The following is a 21,885-nucleotide window of genomic DNA, read 5'->3' on the forward strand; positions in this document are numbered from 1 at the left end:
ACGCTTCGACCTGATGCTAATACGGGCGCCGCGTGGGGAAAGAGGCCGGAAGCTCAATTTTATCGCAAACGGCTGCGCATGATTTGATCAGATCAGCTTCAGGCCCCGGAAGCTGGCGTGGCCTTCCCGGCCGACGATGACGTGATCATGGATCTCGATGCCGAGCGGCCGCGCGACCTCGACGAGCGTGCGCGTCATCTCGATGTCCGCGCGGCTGGGCGTCGGGTCGCCGGAGGGATGATTGTGCACGAGGATCAGCGCTGTGGCGCGCAGCTCGAGCGCACGGCGCATCACCTCGCGCGGATAGACCGGAGTGTGGTCAACCGTGCCCGTCTGCTGCACCTCATCGGCGATCAGCCCGTTCTTCTTGTCGAGGAACAGGATGCGAAAGCGCTCGCGGTCGTCGAAAGCCATTGCAGTCCGGCAGTAGTCGACCACCGCCGACCATGACGCCAGCACCGGCCGTTTGGTGATGGCGCCTTTCGCGAACCGGCGTGCAGCGGCTTCGACCACCTTGAAATCGGTGGCGGTCGCCTCCTTGACGCCCTTGATCTCGACGAGGCGTTCAACCGGCGCGGCCAGCACCTCTGCGAAGGAGCCGAAGGTCGCGAGCAGGGCTTTTGCGAGCGGTTTGACGTCTCCGCGCGGCAGCGTGCGGAACAGGATGAGCTCAAGGAGCTCGTAATCCGGAAGGGCGTCGGACTCGCCTTCGAGGAATCGCGTCCGAAGGCGCTCGCGATGGCCGAGATAGTGCGGCGCGGGCGCCGCCTTCTTGGCGGAGGCTTCGCCGAAGCCTGGAAGGGCGCCGTGTTGAGAGTCGGGCTTCGCCGACGGCATTGTCGCCGCTGCTCCGGACGATCGGGAGCGCCATCGTGGCGCGCCTGAACGACTCGGGCAAGACGTGGCCGGCGAGGTCGAGCTCAGGCGGCTGCGAACTTCGGCGCCATCAGGCCTCGCGGAGATTCGGTGAAGATCTCGCAGCCGTCTTCTGTGACGCCCACCATGTGCTCGTACTGCGCGGAGAGCGAGCGATCGCGGGTGACGGCGGTCCAGCCGTCGGCCAGCACCTTCACGTGAGGCCGGCCCAGATTGATCATCGGCTCGACGGTGAAGAACATGCCCGTCTTGAGCTCCGCGCCCTCGCCGCGGCGGCCGTAATGCAGGATGTTCGGCTCGTCGTGGAAGAGCCGGCCGATGCCGTGGCCGCAGAAGTCACGCACGACGGAGGCCCGCTCGCCCTCGGCATATTCCTGGATCGCGGCCCCGATATCGCCCGTGGTCGCGCCAGGCCGGATGACGGCCAGACCGCGCATCAGCGACTCGTAGGTCACCTCGATCAGCCGCTCGGCGCGGCGCGGCACGGCCCCGACGGCGAACATGCGGCTCGAATCCCCGTGCCACCCATCGAGGATGTAGGTGACGTCGACATTGACGATGTCGCCCTCGCGCAGCGGCTTGTCGTTCGGGATGCCGTGGCAGACGACGTGGTTGATCGAGGTGCAGATCGTCTTCGAGTAGCCGCGATAGTAGAGGCAGGCGGGCAGGGCCCCGTGATCCATGCCGAACTCGAGCGCCAGCTTGTCGAGCGCCTCGGTCGTGACGCCCGGCTTCACATAGTCGTGGAGCATGTCGAGCGCCTCCGCGACCAGGCGGCCGGCGCGCCGCATGCCCTCGAAGGCTTCGGGAGCGTGAATCTTGATCGCGCCGTTCTTGCGGAGCGGCGCAGTCTGGGCGTCGACAAAGGTCATGGTGAGGGGCGGCTCGTGCGGCTGTCGGGATGCGCTCCCAACATAGGCGCGGCAAGCCGCTCCGCCAAGCGCGCGACCGGCTTGCGTCACCGGCGCGCGGGACCTCAGGCGCTTTTCAGCTCCAGATAGCGCAGCCGCTTCGCCTCGCGTCGGCCTTCCGCGACGGCTTCGACGATGACCCCGCAGACGAGGCTGAGGACGGCGAGCTGCATCACGCTCGCGGCGAGGATCGCGGTTGGGAACCGCGGCACCAGCCCCGTCTCCAGGAAGGTCGCGATCACGGGCGCTGCGAGCAGCACGCTGGTCAAGGCGAGCCCCGCTCCGATGGCGCCGAAGAATTTGAAGGGCTTCAGCGCGCGATACATCATCGCGATCGTCCAGAGGATCCGGAAGCCGTCGCGGAAGGTCGAAAGTTTGCTGGTGGAGTTCTCCGGACGCTTGCCGTAGCGGACCGGGATCTCGTCGACGGCGAGCCTGAGATCGAGGGCGTGAACCGCCAGCTCGGTCTCGATCTCGAAGCCGTTGGAGGCGGTCGGGAAGGATTTCGCGAAGCGACGGGAGACCACCCGGTATCCGGAGAGGATGTCGGTGAACCCGGTCCCGAAAAGCCGGGTGATCATGCCGTTGAACATGCGGTTGCCGGCCGCGTGGCCCTTGCGCGCCAGCATGCCGTCGCCCTCCCGGGTGGCGACCACCATGTCCAGCTGATGAGAGACGAGCCGCTCGATCAGCAAAGGCGCGGCGAGCGGGTCATAGGTCAGGTCGCCGTCGGCCATGAGGTAGATGTCGGCTTCAACGTCCGCGAGCATGCGACGGACGACGTTGCCCTTGCCCTGCCTTCGCTCGCGCCGGACGATCGCGCCGGCCTCGATCGCCCGCTCGACCGTGCGGTCCTTCGAATTGTTGTCGTAGACGTAGATATCGGACGAGGGCAGCGCCGCCCGGAAACCGCGGACCACCTCCGCGACCGCCGCCTCCTCATTGTAGCAGGGCAGCAGCACCGCGATTTTGGGCGGGGTCGCCTTGCGGGGGAGCGGGTGTTCCTCGCGCAGCATCTCGACGGCAGGCGACATCGGTCGGGCCTCGTTGTTCAAGGCCATCATGCGCTCGACTGCTTTAAACCGGAATTAAGGCGCTCAGCGCGGTAGAATCACGCCCCGGTCGGTCACCACGACCCAAGCGCCATCGCGCCGCTGGATGGAGCGAACGCGACCCGCGCCGGGAGCGCGCGCGCCACGCTCGACTTCGATCTGATCGCCGCCCCGGCTTTCCAGCAGAGCCACCCCTTCATAGACGTCGCGCACCACCCAGTTCCGCACGACCCGCTCGGGTGCGGCCGACGCCGGCACGCTGCCGGTGGTCTCCGGCTCAGCCTGCGCGGGCTTCTCGGCCCCGGCCGTCTTTTCGGCGGACGCCTTCTCCATCTTGTCGAGGCGGTCGCGCAGATCCGCAAGGCGGGCCTGATCGTCCTTGGACTGGTCGACCTTGGAGGCCAGCGCGTCGATCTTGGAGGCAGCGGCGGCGCGGGTGTCCTCAAGCGTCTTGGTAAGCGAGGCGATTTCGGCTTTGAGAGCGCGAACTTCGTCCAGATTCGCGGCCGCCTGGCCGGCGGCCGCCTTTGACAGCGACGCCTGGCTGTTCTTCGACTGGTCGAGCGCGCGCCGGAGCCGGGAGATTTCGGTCTTCAGCGCGCCCACGTCCTTGCTGATCGAAGCGGTGCGCGCTTGCGTTCCGGTGGCGTCCAGGTTGAGCGCAAGGCCCATCTGCCGCGCGTCGATCGCGGAAATCTCGTCGACGCCGTCGGTCAGGGCGGGGGCGGTTGCGAAGTTCGCGAAGGCGACGCCGCAGATCAGCAGCCCCGCGCCGACAAGCGCGTGAGGGAGAAAGCGCTGCAGGCGCGCCGCGCGCGGAGCGGCGTCGGCGGCTGCGTCCGCAGCCCAGATCGCGAGATCGCGGCTTTCGGGCTTCGCCGGGTCGAACGCTGATGACGGAAGATCGCGGCTGGACTGGGGATTCATCGGTAGACCCACGGCAGGGTTGCTACCTTTCAGTAACTCTCGTCTTGCTTACCGAAGCGTTACCTCAGCGCTTCCATCGCCTCGGCGCCCGACACCGCACGATCCTTCTCCCAGGCGAAGAAGTTCGCCTCGGCGAGAAGCGCGCGCTCGAGCAGGCGGTGGTAATCGCGGCGCGGCGTCTCGACGGCTCCGAAGCGTCTCAGGTGCTCCGTCACGAACTGGGTGTCGAGCAGACGGAACCCGCCGCGCCGGAGGCGGGCCGCGAGGTGAACGAGCGCGACTTTCGACGCGTCGCGCTCGACATGAAACATGCTCTCGCCAAAGAACGCGCCGCCAAGCTCGACGCCGTAGAGCCCGCCCACAAGCTTGTCGTCGCGCCAAGCTTCGACGCTGTGACAGTGGCCGATCTCGTAAAGGTCGCGATAGAGCCGTCGGATGCGGCCGTTGATCCAGGTTTTGTCGCGGCCCGCGCCGGGCGCCGCGCAGCCGTCCATCACCGCTTCAAATGCGGTGTCGACGCGGATCTCGAACAGGTCGGAACGCACCGTGCGTTCAAGGCGCGCGGAGACATGGAAGGCGTCGAGCGGCAGCACGCCCCGCAGCTCCGGCTCGATCCAGTACAGCCCTGGATCGTCCGCGCTCTCGGCCATGGGAAAGATTCCGCAGGCATAGGCCTTGAGCAGGACCTCCGGCGTGATTTCCACGAGAACGTCGTTGATGCGGGTCATCGCTCAGCAGCGTAAGGCCGGCGCGGCAGGAGGGGAAGCGGATCGACGCGAGCGGCGTCGCCCGCTTCGCTCACGCCTCCAGGGGCGTCTCCGCCAGCCAGTGCTCGAGCCAGTGGATGTCGTAATCGCCGTCCTGGATCGCCTGGTTGCGCACCAGTCGCCGGAACAGCGGCAGCGTTGTCTCCACGCCGTCGACCACGAACTCGTCGAGGGCTCGGCGGAGCCGCATCAGGCACTCGGTGCGATTGCGGCCGTGGACGATCAGTTTGCCGATCAGGCTGTCGTAGTTCGGCGGGATCGAATAGCCCTGATAGGCGGCCGAATCGACGCGGACGCCGAGCCCGCCAGGGACGTGGTAATAGGCGATGCGGCCGGGCGAGGGCCGGAAAGTCTCCGGGTGCTCGGCGTTGACCCGGCACTCGATGGCGTGGCCGCGGAAGATCACGTCCTCCTGGGCGATCGCCAGCCGGGCGCCGCTGGCGATCCTGATCTGCTCGTTCACCAGGTCGATGCCGGTGATCATCTCCGTCACCGGATGCTCGACCTGGATGCGGGTGTTCATCTCGATGAAGTAGAAACGGCCGTCCTCATAGAGGAACTCGACCGTGCCGACGCCGCGATAGCCGAGTTCGCGCATGGCGACCGCGACCGTCTCGCCGATGGCCGCGCGGTCGGTGGCGTTGAGCGCAGGCGAGGGCGCTTCCTCCCAGACCTTCTGGTGACGGCGCTGCAGCGAGCAGTCGCGCTCGCCGAGATGGATCGCTGCGCCTTCGCCGTCGCCGAGCACCTGCACCTCGATGTGGCGCGGATGGACGAGGTACTTCTCGAGATAGACCGCGTCGTCCCCGAAGGCAGCCTTCGCTTCGCTGCGCGCCGTCTGCAGCGCCTCAACGAGGTCGTCCTCGGTCATCGCGACCTTCATGCCGCGCCCGCCGCCGCCCGCGGCCGCCTTGACCAGCACCGGATAGCCGATGTCACGCGCGACCCGGCGGGCCTCGTCGTCATCCGTAATGCCGCCGTCCGAGCCGGGCACGACCGGGATTCCGAGCCGCCTCACGGTCTGCTTGGCGGCGATCTTGTCGCCCATGATGCGGATGTGCTCGGGCTTCGGTCCGATGAAGACGAGGTTGTGCTCTTCCAGGATCTCCGCGAACCGCGCGTTCTCGGAGAGGAAGCCGTAGCCCGGATGGACCGCGTCGGCGCCGGTGATCTCGCAGGCGGCCAGCAAGGCGGGGATGTTGAGGTAGCTGTCCCGCGCCGCGGGCGGGCCGATGCAGACGCTTTCGTCCGCGAGGCGCACATGCATGGCGTCGGCGTCAGCCGTCGAATGCACGGCGACCGTCTGGATGCCGAGCTCCTTGCAGGCCCGCAGGATGCGAAGCGCGATCTCGCCGCGATTGGCGATCAGAACCTTGTCGAAACTCGGCATGGCCCGCTCAGTCGACGATCAGCAGCGGTTCGCCGAACTCGACCGGCTGCCCGTCGGTGACGAGAATTTCGCGCACGATGCCCGCCTTGGGCGCGGGGATCGCGTTCATGGTCTTCATCGCCTCGACGATCATCAGGGTCTGCCCCTGACGAACCGCGCCGCCCACCTCGATGAACGGACGGGCGCCGGGCTCGGGGGCGAGATAGGCGGTGCCGACCATCGGGGAGAGCACCGCCCCCTGCGCCTTGGCCGGATCGGCCGGCGCGGCCGCCGCAGTCGGGATCGTCACGGCGGCGACCGGCGCGGAGGCCGCGAGCGTCTGACGCGCCACCCGGACGCGAAAATCCTCGCGCTCGATCTCGACCTCGCTCAGGCCCTTCTCGATCATCAGCTCCGCGAGTTCGCGGACGAGTTCCTGATCGCTGATGTTGGCGGTTGCCTTGCTCATGGTGTCCCGGGTTTAGGGCGCGCGGCTCACGCCGTCAGGGTTTCCGGTCGCTGGCCGCGTTCGATCCGGCGCGCGAGCGCCTGGAGGGCGAACTCATAGCCGTCGATCCCAAGACCTGCGATGACGCCGACTGCGACCGGCGACACAAACGACGTGTGACGAAAAGCTTCGCGCGCGTGGATGTTTGAAAGATGGACTTCGATGGTCGGCACGCCCGTGGCGCGGATCGCGTCATGGATGGCGACCGAAGTGTGGGTATAGGCGCCCGCGTTGAGGACGATGCCGGAGGCGGAGGATCTAGCCTCCTGAATCCAGTCGACCAGCACGCCCTCGTGGTTCGTCTGGCGGCAGTCGACGTGAACGCCAAGTTTGTCGCCGACGTCCCGCGCCCGGGCCTCGATGTCGGCCAAGGTCGACGACCCGTAGACCTGCGGCTCGCGAGAGCCGAGCAGATTCAAGTTGGGACCGTTGAGAACAAAGACGATCGGGGTCACGGGAGCAGGCTGATCCTTGGCTGCGAGACGCAGACCGGTCGGCGGCGAGCGTCCGGGTTATAGGGAAGACCGCGCGCGAACCCAAGCGATTCCGCGCAGGTCTCCGCCGGCTCACTATCAGCGGCCTTCAGCACAAGTCAGCAGACGGACTTGCCGCACGTCCTGAGCGCCGCGATCCTGCCTTGCAGGTCATCCACGACGCTCGTGGTGTTCGGCACGACGGCGTCGCCGATCACGAAGGTCGGAGTCGCCTCGACGCCGAGTTCATCCGCCAGCTCCTTGGACTCCAGAAGCGTCGCGCGGACCTCGGCCCCGTTCATCGCGGCCTCGATCTTCGCCGGGTCGAGACCGACCTCTTTCGCCGCCGCAAGCGCCGTCTTCTTTGTCGCAAGCGACTGGCCGCTGAGCAGCTTTTCATGGAAGGCCCGGAACTTCTCGGGAGCGGTCCGGCTGACTGCGACCGACACCTGGGCGGCGCCAAGCGACTCCTGGCGGATCACCGGCAGCTCCATTAGCACGATGCGCAGCTTGGGATCCGCCGCCAGCAACGCGTCGATGTCGCGGATGGCGCGTCGGCAGTAGCCGCAATTGTAGTCGAAGAACTCGACCAGCGTGACGTCCCCCTTGGGGTCGCCGAGCACGGCGTGGAGTTTCGACGCGTCGATCTTCGCGACATAGTCCCGCAGAGCGCCCTTGCGCTGCTCCTCCAGCTTCGCCTCCTGCCGCCGCTGAAGCTCGCGCTGCGCGTCGAGCAGCACCTCGGGGTGCTGGAGGAGGTAGTCCCGCACGATCGCGCCAATCTCGTCCTTCTGACCGGCGTCGAAGGCGGCGGCCGGCAGGGCGGCGAGAGCGAGCGTCGCGGCGAGCGCGAGGCCAAAAGAGCGCATCAATCATCTCCAAAGCCGGCAACCGCCTTCAGCGGCTCGGCGGAACCCGGTAGGCCTCATCCTGCAAGAGATCCACGTTTGAAATACGGCGAGGCCTCTCGGAGGGCATATTGTGCCCGCGTCGTAGCCGGCCCCTCATCGCTCGAAGGCTCAAATCGCCCTTCAGGAGGCCGGCTAGCGTCATCCGCATGTAGGGCAGGTACCGCAACCACACGTTCGCAGCCTCAGTCCATCTTCTGCGGCTTGTAGGTCGCGAGGTCGTCGGCCTTCAGCCAGTTCGGCGTGCCGGGCTTGAGGCCCTTCTTCGCCCGCTCCGCGATCTGCCGAGCGGTGCCGTAGTCGCCCTCTGCGAACGCCGCCTGCGCGGTGGCGAGATCGGCCTCCGGGAGCTTGTTCTGCCGGGCGTAGGCCTGGGCGAGCTCGCGATAGCCCGCCGCGTTCTTGGTGTCCACGGCGGTGGCGCGGGTGAGTTCGGAAAGCGCGGTCTTAGAATCGCCGCCGGTGTTCAGCGCCTGGCCCAGCATGGTCCGGATCAGCGGCGCGCCGGGCGCGAGCGCGACAGCCTGGCGGAGCTCCGGGATCGCCTGCTTCGGCTTGCCATTCTCCAGATAAGCCTGCCCCTTCAGCTCGTGGAAGTAGGGGTTCTGGGGCTGGGCGGCGATCAGGCCGTCGATCTGTGCGATGGCGCCTTGGAGAGGCGCGGAGCGGTAGGTCGCGATCGCGCGGGCGTAGCGCGCCGGAAGGCTCTGGTCGCTCGGCGGGTAGCGGCGGCCGACGCCGTCGGGCGTGTCAATAAAGCCGAACAGCTTGGCGCGCATCATGTCGTGTCTCGCCTGGAGGGCGGGCGAGTCGGTGGTGTTGTAGTACGGGCTCTTCTCGGCCAACGCCTCGAGATTCTCGATCCGGTCCTGCGGCATCGGGTGGGACTGCGCGTAAGGATCGATGAAGCGTCGCGAGAATGCGATCTGGTCGGCGAAGCGCTTGAAGGTGACGAGCATGCCCTTGGCGGACTGCTTGGTCTTGTTGAGGTAGCTCACGGCCGCGCGGTCGGCGGCCTCCTCCTGCGTGCGCTGGTAACTGAGCAGGCTGCGGCGGATCACCTCCTGCGGTCCCATCACTGCGCCGAGCGCGGCGTCGCCGGCGCTGCGTGAGCCGCCGACCATCGCCGCGCCCACCGCGCCTGCGCCCAGCAGCATGGCGGCGATCGCCATCGTCTGCATGTTGTCGATCTGCTGGCGCATGCGGGCGAGGTGACCGCCGGCGATGTGCCCGGTCTCGTGCGCCAAAACGCCGATCACCTCATTGGGCGTCTTGGCGTCCATCAGCGTGCCGGCGTTGACGAAGATGCGCCGCCCGTCGGCCACGAAGGCGTTGAACTCGCGCGAATTGACGATGGTGATCTCGACCACGCCGGCGCCGACGCCCGAGGCGCGGAAGATCGGCGTCATGTAGTCGCGCAGGAGGCTCTCGATCTCGGCGTCGCGGATCACCGGGAGCCCCCGGCTGCTCTGTGCGGCGGCGGGCGCGGGACATCCGGCGGCGACCAGCCCGCAGGCGACGAGCGTCGCAGTCGCCTGGCGGAGACGATCCATCAGGGAGCGGCGGTCGGCGGCGAGTCGGAAGGGCATGCCGATCCTCGTGCAGTCTTCAGTCGGCGGACACTAGGGGCGCGAGCGAGATAGGGTCAACGCGCGACACATCAGGGGCGCGTGAGGCGGCTTCACAGGAAAAAGCCCGATCTGGCGTCTGGGGCTTTGCGCGGCGGCCAAAGCCGGGCTAACACGTCCGCCAGCCTCAAACACGCCGCCGCTCGTCCCCCGGAAGGTCTTCCTCCGGCGGGTCGGCGTTCGTGCGTTTACGGCATGTGGACAACGGGCCGCGGCGTCTCGCCGAATCGGCGAGCGCCCGTCTAGTGCTGAAGAGTCGTGCGGGAGCGTGCGACGCCCTGACGCGAAAGAGGATGGATGGCGCGCTACGTCTTCATCACCGGCGGGGTGGTCTCCTCCCTCGGCAAGGGCCTCGCTTCGGCCGCGCTCGGCGCGCTGCTGCAGGCGAGGGGCTATACGGTCCGGCTGCGTAAGCTCGACCCGTATCTCAACGTCGACCCCGGCACGATGAGCCCGACCCAGCATGGCGAGGTGTTCGTCACCGACGACGGCGCCGAGACCGACCTGGACCTCGGGCACTACGAGCGCTTCACCGGGCGGCCGACTTCGCTGCAGGACAACATCACGACCGGTCGGATCTATCGCGACATCATCGCGAAGGAGCGGCGCGGCGACTATCTCGGCGCGACCGTGCAGGTGATTCCGCACGTGACGGACGCCATCAAGGAGTTCGTGCGCGAGGGCAATGAGGGCTACGATTTCGTTCTGGTCGAGATCGGCGGCACCGTCGGCGACATCGAGGGGCTGCCGTTCTTCGAGGCGATCCGGCAGCTCGGCAACGATCTGCCGCGCGGCGACGCGATCTACATCCACCTGACGCTGCTGCCGTTCATCCCGAGCGCGGGCGAGCTCAAGACCAAGCCGACCCAGCACTCCGTCAAGGAGCTGCGCTCGATCGGCATCCAGCCCGACATCCTGCTCTGCCGCTGCGACCGCCCGATTCCGCCGGAGGAGCGCCGCAAGCTCGGCCTGTTCTGCAACGTCCGCGAGACGGCCGTGATCGAGGCGCGCGACGTCGACACCATCTATGAGGTGCCGGAGGCCTACCACCGCGAGGGACTCGACACCGAGGTGCTGCGCGCCTTCGGGATCGAGCCTACGGGCGCCCCCGACCTGTCGCGCTGGCGTGAGGTCACGCGCCGCGTCCGCCACCCGGAAGGCGAGGTGACGATCGCGATCGTCGGCAAGTACACCGGTCTGAAGGACGCCTACAAATCGCTCTATGAGGCGCTGGTGCATGGCGGCGTCGCCAACACCGTGAAGGTCAACGTTGACTGGATCGAGAGCGAGATCTTCGAGAACGAGGATCCGGCGCCCTTCCTCGAGCATGTCCACGGCATTCTGGTGCCGGGCGGGTTCGGCCAGCGCGGCGCCGAGGGCAAGATCCGGGCGGCGACCTTCGCGCGCGAGCGCAAGGTGCCCTACCTCGGCATCTGCTTCGGCATGCAGATGGCCGTTATCGAGGCGGCGCGGAACCTCGCAGGCGTGGACGAGGCGAACTCGACCGAATTCGGCCCGACCCCTGAGCCGGTGGTCGGCCTCATGACTGAGTGGACGCGCGGCAACACGCTGGAAAGCCGCGCCGCGGAAGGCGACCTCGGCGGCACGATGCGGCTCGGCGCCTATGAGGCCCGGCTCTCGCGCGGCTCCAAGGTGGCCGAGATATACGGCTCCTACGACATCTCCGAGCGCCACCGGCACCGTTACGAGGTCAACACCGCTTATCGCGAGCGCCTTGAGGCGAACGGCCTGATCTTCTCCGGCATGTCGCCCGACGGCCTGCTGCCGGAGATCGTCGAGTACGCCGATCATCCCTGGTTCCTCGGCGTGCAGTTCCACCCGGAGCTGAAGTCGCGGCCGTTCGAGCCGCATCCGCTGTTCGCCTCTTTCGTCGAGGCGGCGCTGATGCAGAGCCGGCTGGTCTGAAGGCCCAGCCGACTTCCGGCTCCTCAGGCCTGCGCGACCAGATAGCCGCCGGCGCGATCGTAGCGGATAAGGGCGGCCGGCGAGACATGCACGCCGCCGACCCAATGGTCGACGCGGTTGAGGACCCGGTGGTCGGCGCGACCCGCCAGCACCGCGCGGCCTGCCTTGGTCAGCCGCACGGGCGCGCGCGCGAACTCTGCATAGCCTTCGCCGATCGACTGCCGACCGAGACCGCAATAGGCCTGTGAAGGGCCGGGCAGTCCTTCGATCAGCGGCCGGTCCGCGAAAGCGAGCCCGTCGAGCCGCCGGAAAAAGCTGGCGTCGCCAAGAAACTGAGCGTCGTCCTGACGCGTCACGTCGCGGAACAGCTCGCCGCTCGTGGCCTCTCCTTCGGCGAGGCGACCGAGCGTGCGCTCCTCCGTGAGCGTCAGCCCCCGCAGCGGATCCGGCAGTTCGGCGAGCAGCCGCTTCAGCGCCGGTCCGAGGTGCGGCAGCGCTTCGACGTCGCGCGCGGCGAGCCGCGCCAGGGCATGCGGGGTCGGCGAGGTGAAGGCGCTCCACGCTTCGCTGGCGAGCGCGAGCTGCTCTTCCGTCACCGGCTGCGCGGAGCCCGAGAGCCGGCGCATTGCGTCGGCCGGCTGCCGGCCGAGATAGTCGTCCGCCTGAACGAGATAGAGGCCGTCCAGCCGCCGTTCGGAGCGGAAGAAGTCGAGGATCTGCAGGAGCTGGAGCTGGTCGTAGAGATCGTGCTCGAGCCAGATCTCGATGCGCGGGAAGCAGACGTGACGGCGCACGGTCGCGTCGCGTGCGCGGAATTCGGCGGCCACCTCGTCGGGCGCGATCCCGAGATCGGCGGCGATGAAAGCGGCGCGGATCGCCGACAGCCGCTCCAGGCCGCTGATCGCCGGCACGGGACCGTCATGCAGGACGTCCCGCCACGGCAGGATCGAGCGTGCGACCCCGGCCTCCTCGAGCCGCGCGGCCGCGCTGTCGCCATTGGTGATGACGAGCGTGTCGGGCCGGCTGGCGCCGTCAGTCTTCTGGGGTTTCATGAAGCAGTCTCCCGCCGACGGATCGTTGGTGTTCGGCGGCTGCGAATCTTTCTGCTTCGTGGGGCGTTTCCGGGGCGGCCCGCTCACGAATCCGAGGGCTCAAGCGCTTCTCGGGACGAGGAGTCCTCCGGCGACGATCCGCAACAGACCGATGACGGCGAAAGCCGCATTTACGCCGCTTCCAGCCGGCTCAGCCGCGGCCACGATAGGGCGGCACGCCTTGATCCGGCGCCCAGACGTTTTCCGGCAGCGTCCCATGCTGCCAGAACACGTCGATCGGGATGCCGCCGCGCGGATACCAGTAGCCGCCGATCCGCAGCCAGCGCGGCGCGATCTCGGCGACGAGCCGTTTGCCGATCCCGACGGTGCAGTCCTCATGGAAAGCGCCGTGATTGCGGAACGCGCCCAGGAACAGCTTGAGCGACTTGGACTCGACCAGCCAGTCGCCCGGCACGTAGTCGATCACGAGATGTGCGAAGTCAGGCTGGCCGGTCACCGGGCACAGCGAGGTGAATTCCGGCGCTATGAAACGGGCGACATAATTCGTGTCCGCGTGCGGGTTCGGCACCCTGTCGAGCGTGGCTTCGTCGGGGGAGGTCGGCAGCGGCGTCTGCTTGCCGAGCTGAAGATCGGTCATCTGGGTTCTCGGAGTGCGTCATTCGGCTAGGCCGCCTCTCGGGCGGCCGGAGCGGGGCGGCGTCTACGACGGATGTAGCGTCGCAGCGGGCGTTCCGCGACTTTCACGTGTCGCATGGTTCCTTTAGAGGTGCGGCGCCGCTCACTCGGAAAGCCGGAGCTCTGCGCCCATGACCGCCATTGTCGACATTGTCGCCCGCGAAATTCTGGACAGCCGCGGCAACCCGACCGTCGAGGTGGACGTCACGCTCGAGGACGGCTCGCTCGGCCGCGCGGCGGTTCCCTCCGGCGCCTCGACGGGCGCGCATGAGGCGGTGGAGCTGCGCGACGGCGACAAGAAGCGCTACGGCGGCAAGGGCGTGACCAAGGCGGTCGACGCGGTCAATGGCGAGATCTTCGACGCGATCGGCGGCTTCGAGGCCGAGGCGCAGGTCCAGATCGACGAGACGCTGATCGCGCTCGACGGCACGCCGAACAAGGAGCGCCTCGGGGCCAATGCCATCCTGGGGGTCTCGCTGGCGGTCGCCAAGGCGGCGGCGGCGGCGGGCGCCGCGCCGCTCTACCGCTATGTCGGCGGGACCTCGGCCCGTGTCCTGCCGGTGCCGATGATGAACATCGTCAATGGCGGCGCGCATGCCGACAACCCGATCGATTTCCAGGAATTCATGATCATGCCGGTCGGCGCGGAGAGCTTCTCCGAGGCGCTGAGGACCGGCGCCGAGATCTTTCATGTGCTGAAGAAGCAGCTCAAGGACGCTGGCCACAACACCAATGTGGGCGACGAGGGCGGCTTCGCGCCGAACCTGAAGTCGGCCGAGGAGGCGCTCGGCTTCGTGATGAAGGCGATCGAGACGGCCGGCTACCGGCCGGGCGAGGACGTCTTCCTGGCGCTCGACTGCGCCTCGACCGAGTTCTTCAAGGACGGCAAGTACGTCTATGAGGGGGAGGGCGCGACGCGCGACCCGCAGGCGCAGGCCCGCTACCTCGCCGACCTCGTCTCCAACTACCCGATCGCCTCGATCGAGGACGGCATGGCGGAGGATGACTGGGAGGGCTGGAAGGCCGTCACCGATCTCTGCGGGAGCAAGACGCAGCTCGTCGGCGACGACCTGTTCGTCACCAACGTGGCGCGGCTTTCGGACGGCATCCGGCGGGGGGTCGCCAATTCGATCCTGGTCAAGGTCAACCAGATCGGCTCGCTGACCGAGACCCTCGCGGCGGTCGATATGGCGCACCGAGCCGGTTACACGGCGGTGATGTCGCACCGCTCCGGCGAGACCGAAGACTCCACCATCGCGGACCTCGCCGTCGCGACCAATTGCGGGCAGATCAAGACAGGATCGCTCGCCCGCTCCGACCGGGTCGCGAAGTACAACCAGTTGCTGAGGATCGAGCAGGAGCTCGGCGCGACCGCCAAATATGCGGGCAGGGCGGCGCTGAAGGCGCTCGCCGGCTGAACGGCCGGAGTGTTCTAGCATAACGTCGCGCCCCAAAGGTATCACGGCCCGGTCTTGAGGAGACCGGGCCAATGCATGACCACGCGGCGCACGATCACAGCCACGGCGCGGGACATTCGCACGCGCCGGCGAGCTACGGGCGCGCCTTCGCGGTCGGCGTGGCGCTCAACGTCGTCTTTGTGCTGGTCGAGGTCGTCTATGGCGTCCTCGCCGATTCGACCGCTCTGCTCGCCGACGCCGGGCACAATCTCTCAGACGTGCTCGGTCTGTTGGCGGCCTGGACCGCAGCGACGCTGGCGCAGCGCCCGCCCTCGGGCCGTTACACCTACGGCATGCGCAGCACATCCATTCTCGCCGCGCTGTTCAACGCGCTGCTGCTGCTCGCGGCGGTCGGCGGGATCGTCTGGGAGGCCATCCGGCGCTTCGCCGAGCCTGTGAGCGTCGCCGGAATGACGGTGATGGTGGTGGCGGCGATCGGCGTCGCCGTGAACGGCGCCACCGCCGCGCTCTTCATGAAAGGGCGCCGGGACGACATCAACATCAGAGGCGCCTTCCTGCACATGGCGGCGGACGCCGGCGTCTCGGCGGGCGTGATCCTCGCCGGCCTCGCGATCGTCTACACGGGCGCCGCCTGGATCGACCCCGCAGCCAGCCTCGCGATCGCTGCGCTGATCTTCTGGAGCACGTGGGGCCTGCTTCGGGACAGCGTGACCATGTCGCTCGACGCCGCGCCGCGAGGTCTGAACGTCGAGGAGGTCGCGGCTTTTCTGGGCGACCGCCGCGGCGTCACCGAAGTCCACGATCTTCACGTCTGGTCGATGAGCACCACCGAGGTGGCGCTGACGGCGCATCTGGTGATTCCGTCGGGCCATCCTGGCGACGACTTCCTGCGCGGCCTGCAGCATGATCTTCACGTCCGCTTCGGCATCGCGCATCCGACCATCCAGGTCGAGCGGGCCGCCGAGACCTGTCCTCTCGCTCCGCCGCACGTCGTTTGAGGCAGGCCGTGCCGTCGCGGCCCGCGTTGTGCTGAAAGAGCAGGAGCGGGTGTGGCGGCGACATTAGCTAGTTGCGGCATGCCCCCCGGCGCGTTTTCTGCGGCTTCACGGCGGCGGACGGGAAGCTTGCGGCTCGCCGCCGTGGACGCCGCCGCGCGCGGGCGCCATTTTCCTCCTGATGCAATGGACCGATGACGGCTTGATCCTCGGGGTGCGGCGGCACGGCGAGACCTCCGTGGTGCTGGAGCTCTTCACGCGCGCCCATGGCCGTCATCTCGGGCTGGTGCGCGGCGGACGATCGCGCAGGCTGCAGGCGGCGCTCCAGCCAGGAAATACGGTGCGGGCGACATGGCGGGCGCGACTCGAGGACCATCTCGGCGCTCTCACCGTCGAGCCGCTCTTCGCGCGGGCCGGCCGGCTGATGGAACGGGCGGACGCGCTGCACGGCGTCGGCCATCTCGGCGGGCTGCTGCGCCTTATCCCTGAGCGCGATCCGCATGAAGCGCTCTACGAGGCGGCGGAGATCGTCGCCGATCATCTGGACGATCCGACGAGCGCGCCGGCGCTGCTGGTCCGGCTCGAGCTTGCGGTGCTGGCGGAGCTCGGCTTTGGACTGGATCTGTCGAGTTGCGCCGCCAGCGGCGGGACCGAGGACCTGATCTACGTCTCGCCGAAGTCGGGGAGGGCGGTCGGCCGCGAGGCGGGCGCGCCCTACGCCGAAAAGCTGTTCGCGCTGCCGCCATTTCTGGTGGCCGGCGGGGCCAACGCGTCCCCCACCGCTGCGGACGTGGCGGCGGGCTTCGCGCTCACCGGCTACTTCCTCGACACGCGGGTCTGGGCGCCCCGCGGCATGCGGCCGCCGGACTCGCGCGCCGCCTATCTGGCCCTGCTGCGCCGCGCCGCCTGAACGTCAGGCTCCGGCGCGCCCGGCGAAATCCTGGATGAACTGCCAGGCGACACGCCCGGAGCGGGAGCCGCGCGTGGTGGCCCATTCGAGCGCCTCGCGCCGCAGGTCCTCCGGCTCCGCCTCCAGCCCGAAATGCCGGGCGTAGCCGGTCACCATCGCAAGATATTCGTCCTGGCTGCAGCGGTGGAAGCCGAGCCAGAGGCCGAAGCGGTCCGACAAGGAGACCTTCTCCTCGACCGCCTCGCCGGGATTGATCGCGGTCGAGCGCTCGTTCTCGATCATCTCGCGCGCCAGAAGATGCCGACGGTTGGAGGTCGCGTAGAACAGCACGTTCTCGGGCCGTCCTTCGATGCCGCCGTCGAGCACCGCCTTGAGCGACTTGTAGGAGGTGTCCTCGAGGTCGAAGGAAAGGTCGTCACAGAACAGCACGAACGGGTAGGGCGCCGGCCGCAGCAGGCCCATGAGAATCGGCAGGGTCTCGATGTCCTCGCGATGGATCTCGACGAGCTTGAGCTTGGGCCTCCCCTCCGCTTCGAGGGCAGCCGAGACGGTCGCGTGAGTCGCTTTGACAAGCGAGCTCTTGCCCATGCCGCGCGCGCCCCACAGCAGCGCGTTGTTCGCGGGCTTGCCGCGCGCGAAGCGGAAGGTGTTGTCGAGCAGCTGGTCGCGGGCGCGATCGATTCCCTTCAGGAGCACCATGTCCACGCGCGACACCTTCGCGACCGGCGAAAGCCGCCGCTCGGGCGCCTGCCACACGAAGGCGTCGGCGGCGGAAAAGTCCGGCGCTTCTGCGCGCGCCGGGGCCATGCGCTCCAGCGCGTCGGCGATCCGCGCCAGCAGCGCGTCGCGCGTGTCGGTCGCCGGCATAGAGTAGAACGGGTCGGACAAGGCTCTGCTCGCTCTTGGGATTGCGACGCCTGAGCCACCAAGCGCCAGCGGCAGCCGTGGTAGCGGCGCGCGCCGGCAGCGTCCACCGCTGCAGGCGACTGGGGAGGGCTGCGTCGGCCTCATGTCCGACGAAAGGAGAAGAGCTCGCCGCCGGCTGAGGCGTGATTTGATTTCATGGGGGCCGTGGCTATAGTCCGCGCGCTTTCGCCGGGGCCCGCTCCGGCGGCGTTCCCCAAGGTTGAAGCCGGCTCTCCAGAGCGAGGCGGAAGACCCCGCCATCGGAGCTCTCATGTTGATCACCCCCGCCTTCGCTCAGACGGCCACGGGCGCCGCGCCCGGAGGATCGGAGTTCCTGATCCAGCTCCTGCCTTTCGTGCTGATCTTCGTGATCATGTGGTTCCTGATCCTGCGCCCGCAGCAGAAGCGCGCGAAGGAGCACCGGGAGATGATCAAGAACGTCCGCCGCGGCGACACGATCGTGACCTCGGGCGGGCTGATCGGGAAGGTCAGCAAGGTCGTCGATGACGCGGAAGTTCAGGTCGAGATCGCCGACAACGTGCGGGTCCGGCTGGCGCGCGGGATGATCGCCGAGGTTCGCGCCAAGGGCGAGCCGGTCAAGACCGAGGCCCCCTGACGCTCATCGTCAGGAGACCGCCAGCAGGACTTTCGGCGCTCCATGCTCTATTTTTCAACCTGGAAGACGGTCGCAGTCATTGCGCTCTGCGCCCTCGGCATCCTGTTCGCGCTGCCGAACGTGCTGCCGCAGTCCGTGCGCGACCAGTATCCGAGCTGGTTCCCGGCGAGGACCGTGGTGCTCGGCCTCGATCTGCAGGGCGGCTCTCAGCTTCTGCTTGAGGTCGACGGCGACGCGCTGCGCAAGTCGCGCGCGACGGCGCTTCAGGAAGACGTGCGCCGGGTGCTGCGCGAGGCCCGCATCGGGACCACCGCGATCCAGCTGAACGGCAACACCGTCTCGGCGACCCTGCGCGATCCGTCCCAGCGCGATCTGGCGCTCGAGAAGTTGCGGACGCTCGCCACTCCGGTCGGAGGCTCGCTGTTCGGGGGCGCCGGGCCGGTGGAGGTCGACGTCTCCTCACAGGGCGACCGCGGCGTCGCCGCGACGCTGACGGAAGCCGCTCTACAGGCCCGGATCCGCTCAGCCGTCGACCAATCGCTGCAGATCGTCGACCGCCGCGTGAATGAGCTCGGCACCGTCGAGCCGTCGATCCAGCGCGAGGGCGCGGACCGCATCCTGCTTCAGGTGCCGGGCCTTCAGGACCCTCAGCGGCTGAAAGATATCCTCGGCCAGACGGCGAAGCTCGAATTCCGCCTCGTCGATCTGTCGATGCCCCCCGAGCAAGCCGCGGCCGGGCGCCCTCCCGAAGGTTCGGAGGTTCTGCAGGAGGACCGCGGCGGTCAGACGGCCCCGATCCTGGTCGAGAAGCGCGTGCTGGTGTCGGGCGAAGATCTCACCGACGCCCAGGCCGGCTTCAACCAGCAGACTCACGAGCCGATCGTCAATTTCAAGTTCAACACCAAGGGCGCGCGCGCCTTCGGCGAAGTCACGCAGGCGAATGTCGGCAAGCCGTTCGCCATCGTGCTCGACGACAAGGTGATCTCGGCGCCGCGCATCAATGAGCCGATCACCGGCGGCCAAGGGCAGATCTCCGGCAACTTCACCGTCCAGAGCGCCAACGACCTCGCCGTGCTGCTGCGCGCCGGCGCGCTGCCCGCGCCTCTGACGGTCATCGAAGAGCGCACCGTCGGCCCGGGCCTCGGCCAGGATTCGATCAACGCCGGCACCCGCGCGACCTGGTACGCCGCGCTGTTCGTCGTCGTCTTCATGTTCGCGACCTACGGCGTGTTCGGCTTCTTCGCGAACATCGCGCTCGCGATCCACGTCATCTTCATCTTCGCGCTGATGTCGCTGCTCGGCGCGACGCTCACGTTGCCCGGCATCGCCGGCATCGTGCTGACGATCGGCACGGCGGTGGACTCGAACGTGCTGATCTACGAGCGGATCCGCGAGGAGTTCCGGGCCGGCCGCAGCATGGTGTCTGCGATCGAGGCCGGCTTCCGGCACGCCTTCGCGGTCATCTTCGATTCCAATTCGACCATGGCGATCGCCGCGGTCATCCTGTTCCTGCTCGGCTCGGGCCCGGTGCGCGGCTTCGCGGTCGTCTTCCTGCTCGGCATCCTGACGACGGTCATCACCGCCGTGACGATGACGCGCATGATGATCGCCGTGTGGTACCGCCGCACGCGGCCGCAGACCATGCCGTTCTGACGGAGCCAAGCGAGACCCATGCGCCTTCTCCGCATCTTCCCCGACGACAGCAAGTTCCGCTTCGTGCGCTGGCGCGTGCTGAGCTTCCCGTTCTCCGCGGCAATCTCGGTGTTGACCATCGTGCTGTTTCTCACGATGGGCCTGAACTTTGGGATCGACTTTACCGGCGGCACGCTGATCGAGATCCAGCCCAAATCGGGCGCGGCCGATCCCGGCGCTGTCCGGACGCTCGCGCGGAGCTTTGAGGTCGGCGACGTCGAGGTGCAGGAAATCGGCTCAGCCGGCGACATCTCGGTGCGCTTCCGCACGCAGCCGGGCGGCGAGGCGGCGCAGAGCGCACTGGTTCAGCGGGCCCGCGCGGCGTTCGAGAAGGACTTCAACATCCGGCGCGTAGAGACTGTCGGGCCGCGCGTCTCGGGCGAACTGGTCCAGTCCGGAACGCTCGGCGTCGTGCTCTCGATCGTAGCGGTGCTGGCCTACCTTTGGTTCCGGTTCGAACTGCAGTTCGCGATCGGCGCCATCATCGGCACGCTGCACGACATCGTTCTCACGCTCGGCTTCTTCGTGATCACCCGCGAAGAGTTCAACATGACCTCGATCGCTGCGATCCTGACGATTGTCGGCTATTCGCTGAACGAGACCGTGGTGGTGTTCGACCGCACGCGCGAGCTGCTGCGCAAATACAAGAACCTGCCGACCCCCGAGCTGCTCGATCTCTCCATCAACTCGACGATGTCGCGCACGGTGATGACCGCCACGACGACGGCGCTGTCGCTGCTCGCCTTGGTGCTGTTCGGCGGCCAAGCGATCCAGGGCTTCGCCAACGTGATGCTCTACGGCGTCATCATCTGCACCTATTCGGCGATTTTCGTTTCGAGCCCGATGCTGATCTATCTCGGCGTGAAGACCTCGGCGCGCGCCGCGGCGGACGACAAAGCGGCGGCCGCGGCGAAGGCGGCTGCGATCTCTCGCCGGCCCGCCTGAGGCGCCGCGTCCCCAGGGTCGCGGACCGGCGCGGTGGCGGCGGCCGCGGCTAAGCGGTAGGTCGTTCTGGTGAAGCGAGCGGCCTCATGCCTTTTGCCGAAGAAGACGAGCGCCATCTCCCGGGACGTCACCCGATCGACGCCTATGGCGGCGGCGGTTTCCGCTTCGGGGAGCTATCCCATCGCGGCTCGCTGCTCGCGACGCCGTCGGGCATGTGGGCGTGGCGCTGCGCGGCCGCATCCGAGTTCGACGAGGCGGCTTTCGAGCGCGTGTTCCGGGAGGCCGAGGCCATCGACACGCTGCTGATCGGCACAGGCGTCGATCTTGCGGCGCTGAAGCCGGGGCTGCGACAGGCTTTTCGGGACGCAGGGCTCGTCGTGGAGGTGATGGCGACCGGCGCCGCCGCGCGCACCTGGAACGTGATGATCGCCGAAGAGAGGCGGGTGGCGGCGGCGCTGCTCGCAGTCCCATGAACGAAACCGGCGCGCCACGGGTGGTCGTCGGCGATCCGATCGCCTCGCTGGCGCGGGACTGGGACTTCGACCGCTACGCCTCCACCTTGTTCGCGCCCGCCGCGGCGCGACCGCATCTTCTGGCGCTCTACGCCTTCGACGCCGAGCTCGCACGCGTTCGTGGGCTGGTCCGCGACCCCATGGTCGGGGAACTCCGCCTGCAATGGTGGCGCGACGCGTTGAACGATCCCGAGCGGGCGGACGCCGTGGCCCACCCGGTCGCGCGGGCCCTGGAAGCCGCGGCCCGCTATGGTCGGCTGCCGCGCCAGGCGCTGCTCGACCTCGTCGACGCCAGGACGGACGACCTCTATGACGATCCGATCGCCTCGTCCGGCGAGCTCGAGGGCCGTCTGGGCGCGACGTCGTCCGCCGTGCTGCGACTCGCCTCGCTGATCTGCGCCGCCGGCGTCGACCCTGGCGGCGCGGAGGCTGCGGGTTACGCGGGAGTGGCGCGCGGTATCGTCCGGCTGCTGCGCCGGCTGCCTCGTTCGAACGCCCTGCTGCCTGTGGACCGAATGGCTGCGCTCGGCGTCGTTCGGGAGGACTTCTTCCAGACCCGCGCGACCCCGGAGCTTGGCTCGCTCACGGCCGAGCTTCGCGACCTTGCGCGGCAGAGGCTCCGTGAGGCGCGAGCCGCGGCGAGGGCGCTTGATCCTGTAGCCGCGCCAGCCTTTCTGCCGATCGCTGTTCTGGAAGGCGATCTCAAGCGGCTCGACCGCGCCCCGTCTCCGCTTGCGCCCCCGCCGGAGCCGGCGCGCTGGCGACGGCTGCTGCGGCTGTGGCGCGCGAGCCGCCGGGCGCCCCCCTTCTGATCTCCCG

The 21,885-nt window shown here is 68.2% G+C and carries 22 protein-coding genes; 9 read left to right on the forward strand and 13 right to left on the reverse strand.

The window, feature by feature from the left end:
* Positions 1-87: 87 nt before the first annotated feature.
* The 10 genes from radC to VM780_RS10230 all read right to left on the reverse strand — a co-directional run bounded on the left by radC (position 88) and on the right by VM780_RS10230 (position 9,380).
* Positions 88-837, reverse strand: a complete 750-nt coding sequence (radC, locus tag VM780_RS10185; protein ID WP_325447160.1) for a RadC family protein — start codon at positions 835-837, stop codon at positions 88-90.
* A gap of 83 nt (positions 838-920) precedes the next feature.
* On the reverse strand, positions 921-1,748 hold the full coding sequence (map, locus tag VM780_RS10190) for a type I methionyl aminopeptidase (RefSeq protein ID WP_325447161.1): 828 nt from the start codon (positions 1,746-1,748) through the stop codon (positions 921-923).
* Between the two features lie 104 nt (positions 1,749-1,852).
* Positions 1,853-2,821, reverse strand: a complete 969-nt coding sequence (locus VM780_RS10195) for a glycosyltransferase family 2 protein (protein WP_325447162.1) — start codon at positions 2,819-2,821, stop codon at positions 1,853-1,855.
* 63 nt (positions 2,822-2,884) lie between these two features.
* Positions 2,885-3,766 carry a hypothetical protein gene (locus VM780_RS10200; protein ID WP_325447163.1) on the reverse strand — a complete coding sequence of 294 codons (882 nt, stop codon included), beginning with the start codon at positions 3,764-3,766 and terminating at the stop codon, positions 2,885-2,887.
* 59 nt (positions 3,767-3,825) lie between these two features.
* Positions 3,826-4,494: a leucyl/phenylalanyl-tRNA--protein transferase gene (gene aat / locus VM780_RS10205; RefSeq protein ID WP_325447164.1), complete on the reverse strand. Its 669-nt coding sequence runs from the start codon at positions 4,492-4,494 to the stop codon at positions 3,826-3,828.
* A 70-nt stretch (positions 4,495-4,564) separates the two neighbouring features.
* The gene (gene accC, locus VM780_RS10210; RefSeq protein WP_325447165.1) at positions 4,565-5,923 is read right to left on the reverse strand and encodes an acetyl-CoA carboxylase biotin carboxylase subunit; all 1,359 of its coding nucleotides are present in this window, start codon (positions 5,921-5,923) and stop codon (positions 4,565-4,567) included.
* Between the two features lie 7 nt (positions 5,924-5,930).
* The gene (accB, locus tag VM780_RS10215; protein WP_325447166.1) at positions 5,931-6,371 is read right to left on the reverse strand and encodes an acetyl-CoA carboxylase biotin carboxyl carrier protein; all 441 of its coding nucleotides are present in this window, start codon (positions 6,369-6,371) and stop codon (positions 5,931-5,933) included.
* A 26-nt stretch (positions 6,372-6,397) separates the two neighbouring features.
* Positions 6,398-6,865, reverse strand: a complete 468-nt coding sequence (gene aroQ, locus VM780_RS10220; RefSeq protein ID WP_325447167.1) for a type II 3-dehydroquinate dehydratase — start codon at positions 6,863-6,865, stop codon at positions 6,398-6,400.
* A 137-nt stretch (positions 6,866-7,002) separates the two neighbouring features.
* Positions 7,003-7,752, reverse strand: coding sequence for a DsbA family protein (locus tag VM780_RS10225; protein WP_325447168.1), 750 nt, complete (start codon positions 7,750-7,752; stop codon positions 7,003-7,005).
* Positions 7,753-7,976: 224 nt separating this feature from the next.
* Entirely contained in the window at positions 7,977-9,380 is a 1,404-nt protein-coding gene (locus VM780_RS10230; RefSeq protein ID WP_325447169.1) for a M48 family metalloprotease, read from the reverse strand.
* 336 nt (positions 9,381-9,716) lie between these two features.
* Here VM780_RS10230 and VM780_RS10235 point away from each other — a divergent pair, with 336 nt between their 5' ends.
* Positions 9,717-11,345, forward strand: coding sequence for a CTP synthase (locus VM780_RS10235; protein WP_325447170.1), 1,629 nt, complete (start codon positions 9,717-9,719; stop codon positions 11,343-11,345).
* Positions 11,346-11,368: 23 nt separating this feature from the next.
* Here the strand turns inward: VM780_RS10235 and VM780_RS10240 are convergent, their stop codons facing one another.
* Positions 11,369-12,397, reverse strand: coding sequence for a hypothetical protein (locus VM780_RS10240; protein ID WP_325447171.1), 1,029 nt, complete (start codon positions 12,395-12,397; stop codon positions 11,369-11,371).
* A 190-nt stretch (positions 12,398-12,587) separates the two neighbouring features.
* Positions 12,588-13,034: a preQ(1) synthase gene (gene queF / locus VM780_RS10245; protein WP_325447172.1), complete on the reverse strand. Its 447-nt coding sequence runs from the start codon at positions 13,032-13,034 to the stop codon at positions 12,588-12,590.
* A 169-nt stretch (positions 13,035-13,203) separates the two neighbouring features.
* Here queF and eno point away from each other — a divergent pair, with 169 nt between their 5' ends.
* The 3 genes from eno to recO all read left to right on the forward strand — a co-directional run bounded on the left by eno (position 13,204) and on the right by recO (position 16,395).
* Positions 13,204-14,490 carry a phosphopyruvate hydratase gene (eno, locus tag VM780_RS10250; protein WP_325447173.1) on the forward strand — a complete coding sequence of 429 codons (1,287 nt, stop codon included), beginning with the start codon at positions 13,204-13,206 and terminating at the stop codon, positions 14,488-14,490.
* 71 nt (positions 14,491-14,561) lie between these two features.
* Positions 14,562-15,488, forward strand: a complete 927-nt coding sequence (locus VM780_RS10255) for a cation diffusion facilitator family transporter (protein ID WP_325447174.1) — start codon at positions 14,562-14,564, stop codon at positions 15,486-15,488.
* A 178-nt stretch (positions 15,489-15,666) separates the two neighbouring features.
* Positions 15,667-16,395 (forward strand): DNA repair protein RecO, encoded by a 729-nt coding sequence (recO, locus tag VM780_RS10260; protein ID WP_325447175.1) that lies wholly within the window; start codon positions 15,667-15,669, stop codon positions 16,393-16,395.
* A 3-nt stretch (positions 16,396-16,398) separates the two neighbouring features.
* Here recO and VM780_RS10265 read toward each other — a convergent pair whose 3' ends face one another.
* A complete protein-coding gene (locus VM780_RS10265; protein WP_325447582.1) occupies positions 16,399-17,262 on the reverse strand; it encodes an ATP-binding protein in 864 nt (287 codons plus the stop codon).
* Positions 17,263-17,572: 310 nt separating this feature from the next.
* Between VM780_RS10265 and yajC the strand changes: the two genes are divergently transcribed.
* From yajC to VM780_RS10290, 5 genes are all read left to right on the forward strand, one after another.
* A complete protein-coding gene (gene yajC / locus VM780_RS10270) occupies positions 17,573-17,917 on the forward strand; it encodes a preprotein translocase subunit YajC (protein WP_325447176.1) in 345 nt (114 codons plus the stop codon).
* Positions 17,918-17,959: 42 nt separating this feature from the next.
* Positions 17,960-19,570 (forward strand): protein translocase subunit SecD, encoded by a 1,611-nt coding sequence (gene secD, locus VM780_RS10275; protein WP_325447177.1) that lies wholly within the window; start codon positions 17,960-17,962, stop codon positions 19,568-19,570.
* Positions 19,571-19,588: 18 nt separating this feature from the next.
* Positions 19,589-20,554, forward strand: coding sequence for a protein translocase subunit SecF (gene secF, locus VM780_RS10280; RefSeq protein WP_325447178.1), 966 nt, complete (start codon positions 19,589-19,591; stop codon positions 20,552-20,554).
* Between the two features lie 86 nt (positions 20,555-20,640).
* The gene (locus VM780_RS10285; RefSeq protein WP_325447179.1) at positions 20,641-21,027 is read left to right on the forward strand and encodes an Mth938-like domain-containing protein; all 387 of its coding nucleotides are present in this window, start codon (positions 20,641-20,643) and stop codon (positions 21,025-21,027) included.
* Positions 21,024-21,878: a phytoene/squalene synthase family protein gene (locus tag VM780_RS10290; RefSeq protein WP_325447180.1), complete on the forward strand. Its 855-nt coding sequence runs from the start codon at positions 21,024-21,026 to the stop codon at positions 21,876-21,878. The genes VM780_RS10285 and VM780_RS10290 overlap by 4 nt, the downstream gene beginning before the upstream one ends.
* Positions 21,879-21,885: the final 7 nt, after the last annotated feature.

It is taken from the genome of Hansschlegelia sp. (assembly GCF_035538955.1).
GTDB lineage: Bacteria > Pseudomonadota > Alphaproteobacteria > Rhizobiales > Methylopilaceae > Methylopila.